The following is a 19,717-nucleotide window of genomic DNA, read 5'->3' as shown; positions in this document are numbered from 1 at the left end:
TAGCGCTATTTTTGTGGTCTTTGCTTAAATTTATATGATTAAAGATGAAAATTTTGTTTATAATAGCGCACGGAAATTACCAGCGAGACTGCTATGTTGACCATCGTTCAAGACGCTTTGACCTTTGATGATGTCCTATTACTCCCTGCCTACTCTACAGTTCTCCCAAAAGATGTCTCTTTAAAGACACGTTTAACACGCGGCATTGAATTAAATATCCCCCTTGTTTCAGCAGCAATGGATACTGTGACCGAATCACGTATGGCAATTGCGATGGCGCAAAATGGTGGTATTGGTATTTTGCATAAAAACATGGATATTGCTGCCCAAGCTGCAGAAGTGCGCCGTGTGAAAAAATTTGAAGCCGGTATGGTCAAAGACCCAATTACCGTTACCCCAGAAACCACAGTACGTGAATTGATGGCATTAACTCAAGCCAACAATATCAGCGGTGTGCCAGTTGTAAAAGACGGCAAAGTGGTTGGTATCGTTACGGGTCGTGATACACGCTTTGAAACCAATCTTGAACAACCTGTTAGCAACATCATGACTGGTCAAGATCGTTTAGTGACCGTACGTGAAGGTGAATCAAAAGAAAACATCCAAGCGTTATTACAACAACACCGTATTGAAAAAGTGATCGTTGTTGGCGAAAACAACGAACTTAAAGGTTTAATTACCGTAACTGACTTCCGTAAAGCGGAATTGTATCCAAACAGCTGTAAAGATGACTTAGGTCGTTTACGTGTTGGTGCTGCTGTTGGCACGGGTATAGAAACACCAAGCCGTGTTGAAGCATTGGTTGAAGCTGGTGTGGATGCGATTGTTGTCGATACTGCACATGGTCACTCAGCGGGCGTAATTGAGCGTGTACGTTGGGTTAAAGCCAACTACCCACAAGTACAAGTGATTGGCGGCAACATCGCAACAGGTGATGCAGCACTTGCACTCCTTGATGCTGGTGCAGATGCGGTTAAAGTCGGTATCGGTCCTGGCTCAATCTGTACTACACGTATTGTTGCTGGTATTGGTATGCCACAAATCTCAGCGATTGATTCAGTTGCCAATGCACTAAAAGAACAAATTCCATTGATCGCTGATGGTGGTATTCGTTTCTCTGGTGACATGGCCAAAGCGATTGGCGCGGGCGCAAGCACTATTATGGTGGGTTCACTGATGGCGGGTACTGAAGAAGCACCAGGCGAAGTTGAATTCTTCCAAGGTCGTTATTACAAAGCATACCGTGGTATGGGTTCATTAGGCGCGATGGCAGGTTCTACAGGTTCTGCGGATCGTTACTTCCAAGACTCTAAAGCGGGCGCAGAAAAATTAGTACCAGAAGGTATTGAAGGTCGTGTACCGTACAAAGGCCCAATGGGTAACATCGTGCATCAAATGATGGGTGGCTTACGTTCATCTATGGGTTATACCGGTTCTGCAACCATCAACGACCTACGTCAAAATGCGAAGTTCGTTAAAATTACTGCAGCAGGTATGTCTGAGTCACATGTCCATGATGTAACGATTACTAAAGAAGCACCAAACTATCGCGTTGGTTAATTTTGTGTAATTGCTCTAAAAAGCCGTCATTTTTATGACGGTTTTTTAGTTTTTGGTGTAAAGTATTTTCGGTTTTCACGAGCGATAATAGAAAAAGTGAGCAAGTTATGAGTTATTTTGGTACCGATGGTATTCGTGGTAAGTTTGGTGTATTGCCAATTACACCTGAGTTCGCCTTAAAGTTAGGTTTTGCCGCGGGTAAGGTATTAAAACGCAATAGCAAAAAGGCAAAGCCAATCGTGGTCATGGGTAAAGATACACGTTTATCTGGCTATATTTTAGAAGCTGCGCTACAAGCAGGCTTAAATGCAGCTGGAGTATATGTGCATTTACTGGGGCCATTACCAACGCCTGCGATTGCCCATTTAACTCGTGCTCTACATGCCAGTCTTGGTATCGTGATTTCAGCTTCACATAACCCTTATTTTGATAATGGGATTAAATTTTTCTCTGCTGAAGGCAAAAAATTACCAGATAGCTTACAAGATCAAATTAATCAAGAGCTTGAAAACGACTTAATCATTGAAGATACCGCGAATTTGGGTAAAAGCGTGCGTGTTAATGATGCTAATGGTCGTTACATCGAATTTTGTAAATCGACTTTCCCATACCATTTAGATCTCAATGATTTAAAAATTGTCGTGGACTGTGCCAATGGTTCAGCTTATAGCGTCGGTCCTGCGGTATTTAAAGAATTAGGCGCTAAAGTTATTGCCATCTTTAATGAGCCAGATGGTTTAAATATTAATGAAGGTTGTGGCTCGACTCATCCTGAAAACTTAAAACAAGCAGTGCTTGAGTATCAAGCCGATTTAGGTATTGCTTTTGATGGTGATGCAGACCGCGTGATTATGATTGACCAATATGGTCAAGAAATCACAGGCGACCATATTCTATATATCTTAGCCACTAAAGCTGCACAAAAACCAGCGGGTATTGTCGGTACGCTGATGAGTAACATGGCGCTTGAGTTAGCGCTACAACAAGCTGAAGTACCTTTCTTCCGCGCTAAAGTTGGCGACCGTTATGTATTGCAAGGTTTAGAGCAAAACGGTTGGGTAGCAGGTGGTGAGCCATCAGGTCATATCTTAACGTTAGATAAAAGCACCACAGGCGATGCCATTATTGCAGCATTACAAGTTTTGACGGTAATGGTTGAACGTAATCAAAGCCTTGCAGAGCTGGTTGCAGATTTTAAGCTTTTACCGAATGTGTTAGTCAATGTGCGTTTAGATGCTATGTTTGACCCGTACTCAGTGCCAGCATTGGTCACTGAATTTGAAAAGGCTGAAGCACAGCTCAAAGGTCGTGGTCGTTTACTAATTCGTAAATCAGGTACTGAACCTGTGATTCGTGTCATGGTTGAAGGTGATGATTTAGCTGAAGTGACTGCCTTAGCTCATCATTTAGCCGATGCTGTGCGTGCCAACGCTGCTTAAGGAGATCATATGACTGATGTTGTCAAAGATTTAAGTGAATTGCGCTTAACCTACCAAAAAGGTGAGTTACACGAAGATCAAGTACATCCTGATCCACATGAGCAATTCTTGGCATGGTTTAACCATGCCTTAGAAGCGCGTTTACACGAACCGTATGCCATGTCGATTGCAACTGCCGATGCCAAAGGTCGTCCACATGTACGTACAGTACTGCTACGTGGGGCTCAAGCAACAGGCTATGACTTTTATACCAATTATGACAGTCAAAAGGGTTTAGACTTAGCAGCGAATCCTTATGCAGAAATTTTATTTTACTGGCCAGAGCTAGAACGCCAAGTGCGTATTTTTGGCCGTGTGGATAAAATTTCCGAGCAAGAATCAACAGACTATTATCACAAACGCCCTCGTGAAAGCCAAATTGCAGCGCACATTAGTACCCCGCAAAGTGGTGTGATTGCCAGCCGTGAAGAATTGCAAAGTCGTTTCCAAGCGCTACAGGATCAAGTTGCCAGTCAAGATGACTTAGCTAAGCCTGAGTTTTGGGGGGGCTACCGCCTTGTGCCAGAGCATTATGAGTTTTGGCAAGGCCGACCAAACCGCTTACATGATCGGCTCATTTATGAAACAATTGCAGGCAACTGGAAGCTACAACGCCTGATGCCTTAAATGACGAAAATCATTGTTCAACAACGTCCATTTTTGACACGCCCTGAAAATTTTCAGGGCGTATCTCCTTTAGTTGCCAAGATTTTGGCGCGCCGTGGCGTGCAATCGACTCAAGAATTAGAACTCAAACTAAAAAACCTGTTAGCGCCTACCATGCTCGGTTTGCCTGAAGCGATTGAACTGATTGATCAAGCGATTGACCAACATAAAAAAATCGTCATTGTTGGTGATTATGATGCTGACGGTGCCACCAGTACCACGTTAATGATTTTGGCCTTACGCGCTATGGGTGCCGATGTCGAATACTTAGTCCCTGATCGCTTTAAGTATGGCTATGGCTTAACCCCTGCCATTGCCGATCTGGCATTTGCTAAATTCACGCCAGACTTACTCATTACTGTCGATAACGGTATTTCCAGTCATGAAGGGGTCAAACAAGCCCAAGATCATGGCATGCAAGTGATTATTACCGATCATCATCTCACTACAAAACCGACCCCTCAAGCGGAAGCGGTGGTCAATCCCAATCAATTGGGTTGTCCGTTTCCTAGTAAGGCTTTAGCTGGTGTAGGTGTCGCTTTTTATGTGTTGGCCAATTTATCCAGTCAGCGTAAAAAACACGGCAAAAGCCATATCAATATGGCGCAATATTTAGATTTAGTGGCTTTAGGCACCTATGCTGATGTTGCAAGCCTCGATTACAACAATCGAATCTTAATTGATGCAGGCCTACAGCGTATTCGTCAGCAGCAATGTCGAGCAGGTATTATTGCGCTACTTGATATTGCCAAACGTGATGCAGCCAGTCTCACCGCATCTGACTTAGGTTTTGTGATTGGTCCGCGTATTAATGCCGCAGGGCGTATGGATACCATGGATATCGGCATTGAATGTCTATTGGCTGAAACTTTGGAACAGGCTTATCCAATTGCAGAACAACTAACGCAGCTGAATGCTGAACGTCGCCAAGTTGAAACGCAAATCAAACAAGATGCTTTAACTGAACTAGAAAAAATTCAGCTCGATCACAATAATTTACCGCATGCACTGATTATGTTTGAACCGCATTGGCATCAAGGTGTAATTGGGATTGTGGCAGGGCGTTTAAAAGAGCAGTTTCATCGTCCAAGTATCGTCTTTGCTCGTGATGAAGATGGGATTCATATCAAAGGTTCAGCACGTTCGATTGAGGGCATTCATATTCGTGATGCGATTGAACTCCTTGCCGAACAGCATCCGCATTTAGTCAGCCATTTTGGTGGTCATGCTGCAGCTGCAGGATTGACGATTCAAAAACAACATTTTGCTGAATTTAAAACTCAATTTGAGCAATTGATTGCAGCCATGGATCAAGAACTGTTTCAAGCGGTACTGTGGACAGACGGTGAACTTGATGCTGATGAAATGAATTTAAATACTGTAGCCTTGCTCAAGAATTTAAGTCCGTGGGGACAAAAATTCCCTAGCCCAGTTTTTGAGGGGCGTTTTAAAATTGTGGACTTTCGTTGGCTCAAAGAAATACATCTCAAATTACGTGTAGCTTTAAGTAATGGACACATTGTGGAAGCGATTGCCTTTAATGCTGCGAGTAAATATGACTTTAATCCGATGCAAGATACTGTGCACTTGGTGTATGAATTAGATCGTAATGAATTTAATGGTAATATCAGTTTACAACTTAAAATCATCCATTTAAGCCAATAAAAAAACCGCGCCATGGCGCGGTTTTTAGTTTAGAAACTTGGCAAACGCTTAGAAACGATATTTCGCTGCAACACCAAATTTGTTGTAGTCATTGTTATAGATTTCACCGAAACCTACACGACCTTCAACGCTCAGTTGTGGGTTAATAAATTTACGCGCTTTGATACCAAACTCACTTTCTTCTGCGAGATCATTATCGTAGTAATCTGCACCAATACTTAAAGTCTTGTCGATGTAGTAATCACCAGCGATACGGTATTCATCTAAATCACCAAATGCAGCACCTGCCTCTAAATTAATGTCTTTACCATTACTTAAAGTTGTTACGTATTTAGCACGTAATGTTGGGTCTGTGCCATCATGAATATCATTGTCGTAGCCTTTAAGACCTGCGGCAACTAATAAACCTGGGGCAAAGAAATAACCGACTTCAGCACCATAAGTAGTAGTATCATTTGAGAACTTACCTAGAGACGTTTTAAGTTCTGCTTCGGTACGTCCAACATTAGCACTCACATAAAAATCTGAATTAGGTACGAAGTACTCACCACCAATACCATATTTAGTGTATTCGCTCGCCCCAACATCATCGTAGCTGACTTGCGCATTGACGTTGCTCGCACGATCTAAATAAGCAGCTTCGGCAAGCGGTGCATTACGAGTTTGTACAGGGTTAAAGTAATACGTACCATTTAAACCGTAAGCTTCGCCTGAACTACCACGATCTGGATCGGTATAAGCGAATGAACCACCAACTTCAGCTTGATATGCATGCGCTGCAGTACCTGTTAAAGCCATTGTAGTCAGAAGCGCAGATGCAATTGCTAATTTTTTCATGGAATTCCTCCCCCTATAAACTGTCTTAAAATAATACATTTCTTGTTACAACTTTCAGTCTAGAGTAATTTCAAGTTTGGTCAATCACTGCAAAGTTACCGTTTTGTGACTTTGGTAATATTGTGTAAATTTTAATTAATAAGTTTTTGATTTTAAAAGACAGTATTTTTATCAGGCTTTTTATTGAGATATGTAAATATAGCAACTAAAGGGCAAAATCCGCTTAATTTTTGGCATATTTTCATCCCCAAATGATCCGTGTAAGCAAAATACTAAATTTACTTATGTGGCAAAGCAAACTGCTTGAATTGGCATTCAAAATCTAAATAAGCACTGTGATATAATATCGGGCTATTTAAAGCTTACATTTGTTTGAGAGACGAACGTGGAAATTAATCCTTATCTATTACAGCTAAAAGACTTAAGCGACCGTGGTCAAACACTACGGGGGTATCTTTGACTACGATCTAAAGAAAGAGCGTTTAGAAGAGGTTCTACGCGAGTTAGAAGATCCTGCAATTTGGAATGACCAAGACCGCGCCCAAGCGATGGCCAAAGAAAAAGGCGAACTCGAAAACGTCTTAAATGTTTTAGATGGCTTAAGCACTCAGCTTGAAGATGCGCAAGCGATGCTAGATTTAGCCGTGGAAGCAGACGAAGAGGAAATGCTTGCAGATGTACAAGCTGAGCTTGATTCAGCAGAAGCTGAACTGGCTAAACTTGAATTCCGCCGTATGTTTAGCAATCCAATGGATCCAAATCCATGTTATGTCGAGATTCAAGCGGGTTCGGGTGGTACAGAAGCGCAAGACTGGGCATCCATGCTACTGCGTATGTACTTACGTTGGATTGAGCGTCATGGTTTTAAAGCTGAAGTGATGGAAGAATCTGACGGTGACGTGGCAGGGATTAAGTCGGCAACCATCCGTGTAGAAGGTGAGTATGCTTACGGTTGGTTACGTACCGAATCAGGTGTACACCGCCTCGTACGTAAGTCACCATTTGACTCGGGTAACCGTCGTCATACTTCATTCTCTGCGGTATTTGTATCACCTGAAGTCGATGACAATATCGAAATTGATATTAACCCTGCTGATGTGCGTACCGATACCTACCGTGCGTCAGGCGCGGGTGGTCAGCACATTAACAAAACTGACTCTGCGGTTCGTTTAACCCACGCACCAACGGGTATTGTGGTGGCCTGTCAGAACCAACGTTCACAGCACGCCAACCGTGACCATGCGTGGAAACAATTACGTGCCAAACTCTATGAATTAGAAATGAAAAAACGTAATGAAGCTGCTCAAGCCTTAGAAGATACTAAATCTGATATTGGTTGGGGTAGCCAAATTCGTTCATACGTTTTGGATGATTCACGGATTAAAGACTTACGTACCAGTGTTGAAACATCAAACACGGGTGCAGTACTTGATGGTGATTTAGATAAATTTATTGAAGCCAGCTTAAAGCAAGGTTTATAAGTTTTAATAAAGGCCTCAGTTCGGGTTTTAGTTATTTATCGTAAAAAATAGATATTAATATCTAAAAAATACGATATATTAAGCTAAATGCTGAATGAGGCCTTTGTGCAATTTGAAGAGTGTCTATGTCTATGGATGTTGATTTAATCTTTAAAGCCTTAGCGAATCCTACGCGTCGGCAGATTCTAATGTGGCTCAAAAACCCTGCAGCATATTTGTCAGCAGAAGAGTGCGGTAACTTTGAACGTGGCGTATGTGCTGGACAAATTGAACGTCTAGGCAATGTGTCGCAATCGACAATGTCGAATCATTTATCCGTGCTACAGCAAGCAGGCTTAATCCAAGCACAAAAGCATGGTCAGTGGTCATATTTCTCCCGTAACGAAGCCTTAATTCAGCAATATATTGATCATTTACAACACTCGCTTTAATTCGAGTGATGAGGTAATTATGGCTGAACTCAATACTCCCTTAACCTTGGGCGAATTAAAACTTAAAAACCGTGTGGTGATGGCACCTTTAACGCGTAGTCGTGCCACTGCTGATCGTGTACCAACGCCAATGATGGCAGAATACTATGCCCAGCGTGCCAGCGCAGGTTTAATTATTGCAGAAGCAACTGTCATTTCAGAACAAGCCAATGGCTACTTAAATACCCCGGGCTTGTTTAACCAAGCACAGGTGGATGGGTGGAAGTTAGTCACCGATGCAGTGCATGCCAAAGGGGGATTAATCGTATCGCAATTATGGCATGTAGGGCGTGTATCACATCCTGATTTACTTGCAGGTGAAACCCCTGTTTCGGCAAGTTCTGTGCAACAAGCAGGACATGTCAGCTTATTACGCCCAAAACGCCCTTATGTGTTGCCACGTCCTTTACAAATTGCAGAAATTCACGCGATTACCGAGCAATATAAACAAGCGGCTATTTATGCCAAACAAGCAGGCTTTGATGGGGTTGAATTACATGCTGCCAATGGTTATTTAATTGACCAATTCTTACAAAGCAGCACCAATTTACGTGAAGATGAATACGGCGGCTCAATTGAAAATCGTGCCCGTTTCTTATTAGAAGTAGTAGATGCGTTAATTGAAGTTTGGGGTGCAGGTCGTGTCGGGGTACATCTAGCACCGCGTGGTGATGAGCATGATATGGGCGATGCGACTCCACGTGAAACATTTGGTTATGTCATGCAAGAATTGGGTAAACGTCAGATTGCATTTTTCTTTACCCGAGAATACTTGGCAGAAGATAGCATTTCTGAAGACATGAAAGCACGTGCGAATGGTGTGCCATATATTGCCAATATGCGTCTAAGCCGTGAGGATGCTATTGATTTATTAGCATCGGGCAAAGCCGATGCTGTATCTTTTGGTAAAGCCTATATTGCTAATCCAGATTTATACGAGCGTTTATTGGTAGATGCACCGTTAAATGAATTAAAGCTTGAAAATATGATTGGAACAGATGTAGCAGAAGGTTATATCGACTATCCAACACTCGAACAGATTTAAGCCTCAATTGCTTATTTCAGCGTCAAGCAATCGCTTGGCGCTTTTTTATGCCTGATTTTCATGATGTTGCATGGATTTATCCTCTAAACTGGTGGCCTGTTGCTAGATGCTATGTCAGAACACCCGCAGATGATTTTGATCCATTTGAGTTGGTATCGGTTGTTTATTAAATAGACATCATTCAGCATTGCAGTATTAATCTGCGCTAAATTTTAATTTTAGACAGATTTTTTATTTAAACACTTGATAATTTTTAACTTTAAAATCTTTCATGGGGGCAGCATGGCTGAACTTTCTTCTGCAATCACTTTTGGTGAATTGAATCTTAAAAACCGCGTGGTTATGGCACCATTAACACGTACTCGAGTGGCAGATGATTTAATCCCAACGCCAATGATGGCAGAGTACTATGCGCAGCGCGCCAGTGCTGGCTTGATTATCTCTGAGGCGATTATTGTCTCGCAGCAGGCAATTGATTATGCCAACACACCTGCGTTATTTACCGATGAGCAGATTGCGGGCTGGCAATGTGTAACCAAGGCTGTACATGATAAAGGCGGCTTAATTATGGCGCAGCTCTGGCATGTTGGTCGTATTTCACATCCGCATTTTCAAAGTGGCAATCTGCCTGTTTCTGCAAGTGATGTAAAACCCGCAGGTCAGTTAAGTCTGTTACGACCTAAGCAAGATTATGTCGCACCGCGTCCACTCACGATTGCTGAAATTAAAACCACCATTGCCGACTTTAAACAAGCTGCAATCCATGCCAAAGCAGCAGGCTTTGACGGGGTAGAGCTGCATGCTGCCAATGGTTATTTAGTTGACCAATTCTTACAAAGTAGCACTAACTTGCGCGACGATGAGTATGGCGGTTCAGTTGAAAATCGTGTGCGCTTTTTACTAGAAGTTGTCGATGCTTTAATTGAGGTTTGGGGTGCGGGTCGTGTAGGTGTACATTTAGCACCACGTTGTGATGAAAATGACATGGGCGATGCTGATCCAAAAGAAACCTTTGGTTATGCAGTAGAAGCGCTTGCGCAACGTAAGATTGCCTTTTTCTTTACCCGTGAATATTTGGCAGATGACAGTATCTCAGGTTATATGAAATCGCGTGCCAACGGTTTGCCATATATCGCCAATATGCGTTTAACCCGTCAAGATGCGATTGATTTACTGGCTTCCAATAAAGCCGATGCAGTGGCATTTGGTAAAGCTTATATTGCCAATCCTGACTTGTATGAGCGTTTAGTTGCAGATGCGGAGTTAAATGAGGTACAGCTCGATAAAATGATTGGTACAGATGTAGCAGAAGGTTATATCGACTATCCAACCTTACAACACGCAGAAGCTTAAATTGATATTCAAGCGTCAAGCAATCGCTTGGCGCTTTTATGCTTGGGGTAGATTGGGCTTTCTATTCTTCTGGCTGCTTCTCTGCTATATTCTGCGCTTTCCTTTATTGTTATTTGAGGCGAATTCTTGGCTACTCCGTTTTGGTATAACGCAGCGCTCACTTTGATTAAGCCGATCTATCGTGCCCGTATTAAAAAACGTGCCACTAGCCCAGAACAACTTCAGCAAGAATTAATCGAGCGCTTTGGACCATTCCAAGCACCTAAAAATAAGCAAGCCATTTGGTTTCATGTGGTGTCAGTTGGTGAGACCAATGCCGCGCAGCCCATTATCGAACATTATTTAAAGCACGGTCACGCAGTTTTGGTAACGAATACCACTAAAACTGGTCAGGCGCGTGCCAAAACTTTATTTTTAAAACCAGAATTTGAACACTTATTTCAAGCGGTGTATTTACCCGCAGATCAACGTGACTTAGTACGTGATTTTTACCAAAAATATCAACCTAAAATGTTGGCACTCATGGAAACTGAGCTATGGCCTAATTTAATTGATATTGCTCAAGAGTTTAAAGTGCCGTGCATCTTGCTCAATGCACGTTTATCGGCTAAATCGGCGCAAGGTTATGCCAAAGTTAAGCGTTTAACTCAAGGGATGCTTAATGGCTTAACTGTGCTATTAGCACAAGATCACGCGACTCAGCAGCGCTTTATTGAACTTGGAATCTCTGCAAAGCACACGCAAGTTTTGGGTAATGTTAAATTTGATATTAGTCCACCAAAACAGTTTTTAGATCAAGCTAAAAAGTTACGCGGTGATTGGCAATTACAAGCGCGTAAAATAATCACCCTTGCCAGTACCCATGCCCCAGAAGAGGCTGAATTATTGGCACATTTAGCACAGGCTTTAGCTCAAGACCCAGCTTTGCTATGTATTGTGGTACCGCGCCATCCTGAACGGTTTGATGAAGTCTTTGCTGCAAGTTGTGCTTTAGGTTTAAACACCCAGCGCCGTAGTTTGGGTGAAGAAATTCAAAACAATACTCAAGTTTATTTAGCGGATTCGATGGGTGAAATGTGGCTATGGTATGCCTTGAGCCAAGCTTGTTATGTAGGTGGATCTTTGAATCAACCAGGCGGTGGGCATAATATTCTAGAGCCAATTGCTTTAAATGTGCCAACGATTTTAGGGAGAAATTATTTTAATTTTCAAACGATTGTTGATGAATTTGTTGCGGTTAATGGTGTCAAAGTTGTGGCAGACTTTGAGGCTGCTACGACCACATTGTTGGCACTGATTGCCGATCAAACTCAAGCAGAGCAATTAAATCGCCATGCCCAGCAAGTGATGCATAATAACCAAGGTGCATTACACAAACATATTCAGATCATCGATCAATATTTATAAGGAAAACACATGAACATTGTTCTCCTTGATCCACGTCAAACCACGCATGAGATGTGGACGATTAGCAGTCAACGCCAAGTCACACATTTAAAAACGCATCTAGATGTGCAAGTAGGAGATACCTTAAAGGTTGGTGTGGCTGGAGCGCAGCGCTATTTAACCGAAGTCATTGAAGTGACTGAAAATATGATTCGAGTTAAAGCTTTACATGAAGAAAGCGTACCGCAAAAATTGCCTGTAACTTTGATTGTGGCATTACCACGTCCTAAAGTATTGCGGCGCCTGATTATGGATGCAGTCACGCTAGGTGTGGAAAAAATTATTTTAATTCATAGCTATCGCGTGGATAAAAGCTATTGGCAAACACCTTTTTTACAGCAAATTGAACATTATGTCACGTTGGGGTTAGAGCAGGCAGGAGATACTATTGCGCCACAAGTTGAATGCCATAAACGTTTTAAACCCTTTGTCGAAGATGTATTACCGAGCATCATTACACCAGAGAAACCTGCTTTTTTAGCACATCCTTATGTCAGCGAGGCAATGCCATCTGCGCTGAATCAGCCATGCAGTATTGTGATTGGCCCAGAGGGTGGTTTTATTCCGTATGAAGTGGACTTACTGATTAAAAACGGTTGCCAAGCAGCACACTTAGGCAACCGTATTATCCGTACCGAAACGGTCATTCCTTATTTGATTGGACGCTTATTTAGTAGTTGATTCTGCTGCCTGTTCACCGCGATAAACTTTAACTTCCTGTACAGGATAAGGAATAGAAATCCCGTGTTCAGCAAAGGCATGGATAACGCGTTGTTGTACGTCACTGATAGAGGCTGACATAGTGGTTTCTGAGGTATTCACCCACCAAGTCACGGTCAAGTTAACTGAGAAATCAGCCAAAGCATTGACGTTGACGCTAAAGCCAGGTTGACTCAAGATCGCTTGGTCTTTATCTAAAATCGCCAAGATCACATCTTTGGCTTTTTGAACATCATCTTCATAGCCAATACCCACCACAAATTGACAGCGACGACGTGGATAAGCGGTATTTACCGTCACAGGGCTGGTATAAACGGTGGCATTTGGGATCACAATACGACGACCATCAGGTGAGCGTAAGAATGTGGCGCGGATCTGAATATCTTCGACAGTTCCTTCCATCCCTGAAACAATAATGTCATCACCAATTTTAAATGGTTCACCCAGTAAAATTAAAATACCAGACAATAGGTTTTGGAAAATGTCTTTAAACGCAAAACCAATCGCAACCGAGCCAATCCCTAGGGCACTCATTAACTGACCTGGGGTAAAGCCTGGAATGGCAATCACCATAGCAATTAAAAAGCCAAAGAAGATAATAGCTGAGCTACCGACGCGGTTTAAGACCAAGACTAAGTTTTGTTTGGTATAGCTACGATCCGACAGCACCTTACGTATAAATAATTTAAACACCTTAGACAGCATATAAAATACTGTAAATACCACAAGCGCAATACAGATATACGGTAAGCGTTCCCAAAACAGGTTAATGAAATGGTCAATAGTCGAATAGGCTTCAAGCGATTTATCGGTATATTCAGCTACAGTTTTTGCGGTTTTGGCGGTTGCTTCTTGTAACAGCTCAGAGGTGCCCTGAGTTACCTCTTTTAAGGTATTTTCTTGTTCAGCCACACGTTTTCCAGTCGAAATTATTTTGTCATTATTGTGCCTGAAAAAGCTTAAAAACTTAATAATACTTGTGCGTTGACTGTGTAATTATGCCGCAGATTTAAGGCATTTTTAAAAGAAGCCGCTGCCTTTTTCCACAATCTCTTGGGTAGGTAAAATTGTGACACTTTGATCATAAAAACCCAGTAGCATGAATAGACTCAGCAGCATCAGTAATAGCATCAAGATACACAACCACGCTACTAATTTTTCCCAAAATGGTGTGACCCGAGCAGGTGCATACATATTACTTCTAGGATGACCTTTTTTTAACAATAAATAGCCATAAAAAAATAGATTGATGAATGGCATTAGGCTGAGCAACGACCACCAACCGCTGGCATTGACATCATGTAAACGACGAATAGTGATTACAAAAGCAAAATAGGTATACAGCACAAAAAACAGTAAACTAAAAAGATTATTTATGGTAGCTAAAAGGTAGGCTGCTGAATCGAGTGACCATGTGGCAAAATTAAATACACCCAAACTGAACAATAAGCCCAAACCAATACAACAACTTGCCCACCACAGCACAGCATGCCACGCAATAAAGCTTAAACGCCCAAAACGCCCTTGATAGCTTTTTAAACGCGGGGTTGCGGGGAATGGAGGTGTATCAAGAGGACTCATAACAGATTATTTTTAACCTAATTTGACAAATGATGCTTACGCATCTTAAACATAGCAAAATTATAAGAGTAAATGTTAGACAAGTAAAAAATCAGGGCGACGCGATGTTGCCATTCGATCAAGGAAGTTCGCTATGCAAGAAATTTATCCTGTTCCTGAACATCTCAAAAAAACAGCGCGTACCAATGAACAACAATATTTTGCGCGCTATCAACAGTCCATCACTGACCCAGAAGGATTCTGGCGTGAACAAGCCCTAAAACTTGATTGGATGAAGCCTTTTACGCAAGTCAAAAACACCAGTTTTAATAAAGATAGTTTTAAAATTGAGTGGTTTAGTGATGGTGAACTCAATGTCTCCTATAACTGTTTAGATCGGCATTTAAAAGAGCATCCACATAAACCTGCCATTATTTGGGAAGGGGATCATCCATCACGGCATAAAGTGATTTCCTTTGTGTCTTTACACGATGAAGTGTGTCGCTTTGCCAATGTATTAAAGAAAAATGGCATTCAAAAAGGCGACCGCGTCATGCTGTATATGCCGATGGTGCCAGAAGCTGCGATTGCGATGTTGGCCTGTAGTCGTATTGGCGCGGTGCATTGTGTGGTATTTGGCGGCTTTTCGCCAGATGCGCTGGCCAGTCGCATTGAAGATTGCCAAGCCAAAATGGTGATTACCGCAGATTCTGCTATGCGTGGTGGTAAACCGATTTACTTAAAAGCCAATGTGGATATCGCACTTGAGCAAGCCAATACCCAATCCATTGAACAAGTCATTGTGGTACATCGTACAGGCAATGCTATTCACATGCAGACCGGTCGTGATGTGTGGTATCACATTGAAATTATGCAGGTGAGTGATGATTGCCCGCCTGAACCCATGAACGCCGAAGACCCTTTATTTATTTTATATACCTCAGGTTCTACAGGTAAACCCAAAGGCGTATTGCATACCACTGGCGGCTATTTAACCTATGTCAATTGTACCTTCCGTGAAGTGTTTGATATTAAACAAGACGATGTGTTTTGGTGTACTGCAGATGTCGGCTGGATTACAGGGCATTCTTATGTTCTATATGGCCCTTTATCCAATGGTACTTCAACCGTGATGTATGAAGGCGTGCCGCAATATCCTTCTTGGGCGCGTACAGGACATATTGTTGATAAACATGATATTAGCATTTTATATACTGCACCCACAGCCATTCGCTCGATGATGCGTGAAGGTGATGCCTTTGTGCGTGAAAGTGACCGTAGTTCATTACGTCTGTTAGGTTCTGTAGGCGAACCGATTAACCCTGAAGCATGGAATTGGTATTACAACGTGGTGGGCGAAGGACGCTGCCCGATTGTAGATACGTGGTGGCAGACCGAAACCGGCGGTTTTATGATTAGTCCTCTACCTGGTGCTACAGCACTTAAACCAGGCTCAGCGACACGGCCATTTTTTGGTGTGCAACCCGCGATTGTAGATGCAGATGGCAATGAGTTAGCAGGTGAGGCAGAGGGTAACTTGATTATTAAAGACTCATGGCCAGGGCAAATGCGCGGTATTTGGGGTGATCCAGCACGTTTTATTGAAGCCTATTTTAGTACCTATGCCAATAGTTACTTTACTGGCGATGGCGCACGCCGTGACAAAGATGGCTATTACTGGATTACTGGACGAGTGGATGATGTACTCAATATTTCCGGGCATCGCTTGGGTACAGCAGAAGTAGAAAGTGCCTTGGTGGCGCATGAGGCAGTCGCAGAAGCTGCAGTTGTGGGAATGCCACATGAAATTAAAGGACAAGGTATTTGTACCTTTGTGACTTTACAGGCAGGTGTAGAAGCTACTAAGCAACTGCATGATGAGCTGATTCAATGGGTGCGTAAAATTTTAGGCCCAGTGGCCACACCTGATGCCCTGTATTGGGCGCCAGCCTTACCAAAAACCCGCTCGGGTAAAATCATGCGGCGTATTTTAAGAAAAATTGCTGCCAATGAACTCGATAGTTTAGGTGATACCTCTACATTAGCAGAGCCACAGGTGGTCGAAAATCTGATTCAAACTGTGTATCCCAATCGTAATTAATCTCATGATGCCGTTTACTTGCAAGCGGCATTTAATTTTTTCCCATAAGCACAGCAGGCATTTAGCTAAAGATGAGTTAGCAGTTCTGCTAAGCTAAAATTATCGGAACAATCTCTTATAATGATGAATATTGCACATAATCCACTCACCGATCCATTAAAAATTGCTAAAGATTTAGCCCAAGAATTTGCCCAAACAGCAGCCGAGCGCGACAAGCAAGGCGGCAACCCTAAACATGAACGTGACCTGATTCGTGCCAGTGGTTTGCTCACTTTGTCCATTAAGCAAGAATTTGGCGGACAAGGTGCAGATTGGGCAACGATTTTTAATAGCATTCAAATTATTGCCCGTGCGGATAGCTCATTGGCGCACGTTTATGGTTTTCATCATTTATTGATTGCCACGGTAGAATTATTCGCTCAAAAACAACAATATGAGCCGTGGTTTAAACAAACGGTGCAACAAAATTTATTTTGGGGCAATACCTTAAACCCGCTGGATCGTCGTACAAGTGCGACCCAAATTTCCGAAACAGAATATATTTTTCATGGTGATAAAAGCTTTTGCTCAGGCTCAATCGATTCGGATATGTTGTTGTGTTCAGCCTATAATCCAGAAGGTAAATTACTTATTGGCGTGATTCCAACCCAACGTAAAGGCGTGAGCTTTTTAGGTGATTGGAACAATATGGGGCAACGCCAAACCGACAGTGGTAGTAGCTATTTTGAAAACGTTAAAATTCATGTGAATGAATTGCTGCTCAACCCAGGCCCCTTGAGTACACCGTATTCAAGTTTACGCCCGCTCATTGCGCAGCTTATTTTTGTGCATATGTTCTTAGGTGTAGCTGAAGGTGCATTTAATACGGCCAAAGAAACCGTACAAGGCCAAAAAGCATGGTCAAAATCATTGGTAGAACATGCAGTGAATGATCCGTATACGCAACGCCATTTTGCTGAGTTTTATGTGCAACTTGAAAGTGTACGTTTATTGGCAAACAAGGCAGTAGCCGCTCTGCAACAGGCATGGGACATTGGTGAGGCTTTAACGCCAGAGCAACGTGGCGAAGTCTCAATTGCCATTGCAACAGCTAAAATTGCCGCGACCAATACCTCATTGGCGATTACCCAAAATATGTTCCAAGTTATGGGTGCGCGTGCCACGACCGCGCAACTGAATTTAGATCGTTTTTGGCGTAATGTACGGACGCAAACCCTGCATGATCCAATCGATTATAAATATCAAGAAGTGGGTGAATGGGTGTTAACCAATCAAGTGCCTCAGCCAAGTTTTTATGCTTAAATAAAAAGCCCGCAACTGCGGGCTTTTTTATATTAGGCTGCGCGAGCCAAGATTCCTTCTTGCCCCACAAAGTAATTGTCACTATTAGATAGATGCAATTGATACACAGGTAATACTAAGGTCTTTTTGTTAATGTTATGCCAATTTACGCTATTGAGCGACAGCGGCGCGGTGACTTTGGCAAACGAATATTGGTTGCTATTAGGTTGATGATGAATTAAACCCTCTGGAGAAATATAAATAAATTCATCATCTTGACCATTGAGTTGAATATCTTGGCTAAAGGTTGCGGCATTTAAACCAAAAGTTTGTTGTTTACGATTGCTGGCAGCAAAAACGGGTTTGGGTTGCCATAAGCTTAACGGTTGTTGGCTTAAATTATAGGTGTTACAACGGTATTCTTCACTTTCAAGCACTTTAATCCAATCGCTGTCGGCAAAAATTTGTTGCTCAGCAGTGGTAAATAGATAATGTACAGTGCATTGTTGGTCTGCTTGTTGTGCTAACAGGGTGCAACGGTAAATAGCTTGCACTGTTTTATCAATTTGCGTAATAGGCTTATAGCTGGTTTCACCTTGAGGTGAACGTGTTAAAACTAAATCACCAATTTGTAAGGCTTGAATAGGTTTTAAACCACATGGAGTATGCACCACAGTACCACTGACAAATCCTGTTTTTTGATTTTTCACGCTCTTATTCTCTTAATGATGCTGTTGCAGGGCTATTGTAATAGAATGTTAAAAAATGCACAATTTATGCCAAGAAAATAAGCAATTTAACTAAAAGTTGTAGATAAAATCCACATTGGTTTAATTGCTCTTTAAATTATTTTTAATAAATTAGATTAATAATCGAGGAAATAAAAAAATCCCTTAAGCCGAGTCTTAAGGGATAAGATTACTCACATTGTTTTATTGTTATTAGGCTTATCAGAATCTTTAAGCAGATTTTCGTTGCTGTTGCTGCTCAAGCTCACGTACTAAAGGTAAAACCTTTGCACCAAAATATTCTATCTCCTCAATAAAGTGTAAAAAGCCAGAGAGAATTAAATCAACCCCAATGCTTTTTAACTGCACAATGCGTTCGGCAATTTGTTGTGGGGTACCAATTAAATTGGTTTTAAAGCCATCGTTATATTGTACTAAATCTTCAAAAGTTGATTTTGCCCAGTTACCTTCGCCCTCAAGCGTTGCAGCACCTGCTTCACGCGTAGCATCTGCAAAGGAGTTCACTGCCTGAATATGGGCTTTATCAATAATCTCTTGTAATACCGCTTGTGCTTCTTCTTCGGTATCACGGGCAATAATAAAGGCATTTACCCCGACTTTAATCTCGTGATTATTGGCCTTGGCTTTGGCACGTAAATCATCAATTTGTTTTTTAAGCTCATCTGGAGTGTTGCCATTGGTGAAGTACCAATCGGAGACACGGGATGCCATATCACGCGCAGCACGCGAACTGCCACCTTGGAAAATTTCAATATGCGGTTTTTGCACAGGTTTTGGACTTAAAGTGTAGTCTTTAAACTGATAGAATTTACCGTCAAAGCTGTAATTATCTTGCGTCCAAACACCTTTTAAGGTGCGGATAAATTCTTCCGAACGCTGATAACGGACATCATGCTCAGGCCACTCTTCACCAATCGCATCAAATTCACCACGGAACCAACCACTGACCACATTAATCGCGATACGACCATTGGTGAGATGATCAATGGTGGCCAATTGTTTAGCTGCAAGGGCAGGTTTCCAAGGCCCTGGTAAAATAGCAGCAATCACTTTTAAACGTTCAGTTTTGGCTAGCAAAGCATGACTGAAGCTGACCGATTCATGCTGATTTTCTGCGTTATAGCCAGCAGTAAAACGAATTTGGGTCAGAGCATAGTCAAAACCAGCCTGTTCAGCGCTTTGTGCTAAACGCACATTGTAGTCATAGCTCCAATCGGTACGTTGTTCAATGCTACTGACCACTAAACCACCGCTGACATTGGGTACCCAGTAAGCAAAAGTAATTGGTTGAGACATATGCAGACC

The 19,717-nt window shown here is 42.2% G+C and carries 17 protein-coding genes; 12 read left to right on the top strand and 5 right to left on the bottom strand.

From position 1 onward, the window contains the following. Positions 1-93: 93 nt before the first annotated feature. The 4 genes from guaB (at position 94) to recJ (ending at position 5,369) form a co-directional block, all read left to right on the top strand. Positions 94-1,560 (top strand): IMP dehydrogenase, encoded by a 1,467-nt coding sequence (gene guaB / locus CYK47_RS08110; RefSeq protein ID WP_122900632.1) that lies wholly within the window; start codon positions 94-96, stop codon positions 1,558-1,560. 107 nt (positions 1,561-1,667) lie between these two features. Further along, positions 1,668-2,999, top strand: a complete 1,332-nt coding sequence (gene glmM, locus CYK47_RS08105) for a phosphoglucosamine mutase (protein WP_122900629.1) — start codon at positions 1,668-1,670, stop codon at positions 2,997-2,999. Positions 3,000-3,008: 9 nt separating this feature from the next. Next, positions 3,009-3,665, top strand: a complete 657-nt coding sequence (gene pdxH, locus CYK47_RS08100) for a pyridoxamine 5'-phosphate oxidase (RefSeq protein ID WP_122900627.1) — start codon at positions 3,009-3,011, stop codon at positions 3,663-3,665. Continuing rightward, positions 3,666-5,369: a single-stranded-DNA-specific exonuclease RecJ gene (gene recJ, locus CYK47_RS08095; protein ID WP_122900625.1), complete on the top strand. Its 1,704-nt coding sequence runs from the start codon at positions 3,666-3,668 to the stop codon at positions 5,367-5,369. 48 nt (positions 5,370-5,417) lie between these two features. Here recJ and CYK47_RS08090 read toward each other — a convergent pair whose 3' ends face one another. Then, positions 5,418-6,206, bottom strand: coding sequence for a putative porin (locus CYK47_RS08090; protein WP_122900623.1), 789 nt, complete (start codon positions 6,204-6,206; stop codon positions 5,418-5,420). A gap of 385 nt (positions 6,207-6,591) precedes the next feature. Here CYK47_RS08090 and prfB point away from each other — a divergent pair. From prfB to CYK47_RS08060, 6 genes are all read left to right on the top strand, one after another. After that, positions 6,592-7,687 (top strand): peptide chain release factor 2 gene (prfB, locus tag CYK47_RS08085; RefSeq protein WP_122900621.1). Its coding sequence is split into 2 segments (ribosomal slippage): positions 6,592-6,663 and positions 6,665-7,687, totalling 1,095 coding nucleotides; the frame shifts between segments, so codons are not numbered across the junction. A gap of 131 nt (positions 7,688-7,818) precedes the next feature. Beyond that, positions 7,819-8,118: an ArsR/SmtB family transcription factor gene (locus CYK47_RS08080; RefSeq protein ID WP_122900620.1), complete on the top strand. Its 300-nt coding sequence runs from the start codon at positions 7,819-7,821 to the stop codon at positions 8,116-8,118. 19 nt (positions 8,119-8,137) lie between these two features. Beyond that, positions 8,138-9,202, top strand: coding sequence for an alkene reductase (locus CYK47_RS08075; protein ID WP_122900617.1), 1,065 nt, complete (start codon positions 8,138-8,140; stop codon positions 9,200-9,202). Between the two features lie 282 nt (positions 9,203-9,484). Then, positions 9,485-10,555, top strand: a complete 1,071-nt coding sequence (locus tag CYK47_RS08070) for an alkene reductase (RefSeq protein WP_122900615.1) — start codon at positions 9,485-9,487, stop codon at positions 10,553-10,555. Positions 10,556-10,681: 126 nt separating this feature from the next. After that, positions 10,682-11,962 (top strand): 3-deoxy-D-manno-octulosonic acid transferase, encoded by a 1,281-nt coding sequence (locus CYK47_RS08065; protein WP_122900613.1) that lies wholly within the window; start codon positions 10,682-10,684, stop codon positions 11,960-11,962. A gap of 9 nt (positions 11,963-11,971) precedes the next feature. Next, positions 11,972-12,682 carry a 16S rRNA (uracil(1498)-N(3))-methyltransferase gene (locus CYK47_RS08060; RefSeq protein WP_122900611.1) on the top strand — a complete coding sequence of 237 codons (711 nt, stop codon included), beginning with the start codon at positions 11,972-11,974 and terminating at the stop codon, positions 12,680-12,682. On the opposite strand, the gene CYK47_RS08055 is transcribed toward CYK47_RS08060, so the two are convergent. Both CYK47_RS08055 and CYK47_RS08050 read right to left on the bottom strand, forming a co-directional pair. Then, positions 12,668-13,633, bottom strand: coding sequence for a mechanosensitive ion channel family protein (locus CYK47_RS08055; RefSeq protein ID WP_122900609.1), 966 nt, complete (start codon positions 13,631-13,633; stop codon positions 12,668-12,670). The genes CYK47_RS08060 and CYK47_RS08055 overlap by 15 nt on opposite strands. Positions 13,634-13,741: 108 nt before the next feature. After that, positions 13,742-14,302 (bottom strand): DUF805 domain-containing protein, encoded by a 561-nt coding sequence (locus tag CYK47_RS08050; RefSeq protein WP_122900607.1) that lies wholly within the window; start codon positions 14,300-14,302, stop codon positions 13,742-13,744. A 133-nt stretch (positions 14,303-14,435) separates the two neighbouring features. Between CYK47_RS08050 and acs the strand changes: the two genes are divergently transcribed. Both acs and CYK47_RS08040 read left to right on the top strand, forming a co-directional pair. After that, the gene (acs, locus tag CYK47_RS08045) at positions 14,436-16,382 is read left to right on the top strand and encodes an acetate--CoA ligase (protein ID WP_122900605.1); all 1,947 of its coding nucleotides are present in this window, start codon (positions 14,436-14,438) and stop codon (positions 16,380-16,382) included. Positions 16,383-16,505: 123 nt separating this feature from the next. Then, on the top strand, positions 16,506-17,684 hold the full coding sequence (locus tag CYK47_RS08040) for an acyl-CoA dehydrogenase family protein (RefSeq protein WP_122900603.1): 1,179 nt from the start codon (positions 16,506-16,508) through the stop codon (positions 17,682-17,684). 32 nt (positions 17,685-17,716) lie between these two features. Here CYK47_RS08040 and CYK47_RS08035 read toward each other — a convergent pair whose 3' ends face one another. Both CYK47_RS08035 and sfnG read right to left on the bottom strand, forming a co-directional pair. Beyond that, positions 17,717-18,373 (bottom strand): hypothetical protein, encoded by a 657-nt coding sequence (locus CYK47_RS08035; protein ID WP_122900601.1) that lies wholly within the window; start codon positions 18,371-18,373, stop codon positions 17,717-17,719. Between the two features lie 249 nt (positions 18,374-18,622). Continuing rightward, positions 18,623-19,708 carry a dimethylsulfone monooxygenase SfnG gene (gene sfnG, locus CYK47_RS08030; protein ID WP_122900599.1) on the bottom strand — a complete coding sequence of 362 codons (1,086 nt, stop codon included), beginning with the start codon at positions 19,706-19,708 and terminating at the stop codon, positions 18,623-18,625. Between the last annotated feature and the right edge of the window lie 9 nt (positions 19,709-19,717).

The organism is Acinetobacter sp. B51(2017) (assembly GCF_003711395.1).
Classification (GTDB): Bacteria; Pseudomonadota; Gammaproteobacteria; order Pseudomonadales; family Moraxellaceae; genus Acinetobacter.
Note: the sequence above shows the minus strand (reverse complement) of the source record. Positions and strands in the feature narration are given on the sequence as shown.

What these genes read in the sequence shown, in the direction of transcription:
- CYK47_RS08070 (WP_122900615.1), top strand. Translation starts at nt 9,485, where the DNA reads ATGGCTGAACTTTCTTCTGCAATCACTTTTGGTGAATTGAATCTTAAA.
- CYK47_RS08075 (WP_122900617.1), top strand. Translation starts at nt 8,138, where the DNA reads ATGGCTGAACTCAATACTCCCTTAACCTTGGGCGAATTAAAACTTAAA.
- sfnG (WP_122900599.1), bottom strand. Translation starts at nt 19,708, where the DNA reads ATGTCTCAACCAATTACTTTTGCTTACTGGGTACCCAATGTCAGCGGT.
- pdxH (WP_122900627.1), top strand. Translation starts at nt 3,009, where the DNA reads ATGACTGATGTTGTCAAAGATTTAAGTGAATTGCGCTTAACCTACCAA.
- CYK47_RS08080 (WP_122900620.1), top strand. Translation starts at nt 7,819, where the DNA reads ATGGATGTTGATTTAATCTTTAAAGCCTTAGCGAATCCTACGCGTCGG.
- glmM (WP_122900629.1), top strand. Translation starts at nt 1,668, where the DNA reads ATGAGTTATTTTGGTACCGATGGTATTCGTGGTAAGTTTGGTGTATTG.
- recJ (WP_122900625.1), top strand. Translation starts at nt 3,666, where the DNA reads ATGACGAAAATCATTGTTCAACAACGTCCATTTTTGACACGCCCTGAA.
- guaB (WP_122900632.1), top strand. Translation starts at nt 94, where the DNA reads ATGTTGACCATCGTTCAAGACGCTTTGACCTTTGATGATGTCCTATTA.
- CYK47_RS08050 (WP_122900607.1), bottom strand. Translation starts at nt 14,302, where the DNA reads ATGAGTCCTCTTGATACACCTCCATTCCCCGCAACCCCGCGTTTAAAA.
- CYK47_RS08060 (WP_122900611.1), top strand. Translation starts at nt 11,972, where the DNA reads ATGAACATTGTTCTCCTTGATCCACGTCAAACCACGCATGAGATGTGG.
- acs (WP_122900605.1), top strand. Translation starts at nt 14,436, where the DNA reads ATGCAAGAAATTTATCCTGTTCCTGAACATCTCAAAAAAACAGCGCGT.
- CYK47_RS08090 (WP_122900623.1), bottom strand. Translation starts at nt 6,206, where the DNA reads ATGAAAAAATTAGCAATTGCATCTGCGCTTCTGACTACAATGGCTTTA.
- CYK47_RS08040 (WP_122900603.1), top strand. Translation starts at nt 16,506, where the DNA reads ATGAATATTGCACATAATCCACTCACCGATCCATTAAAAATTGCTAAA.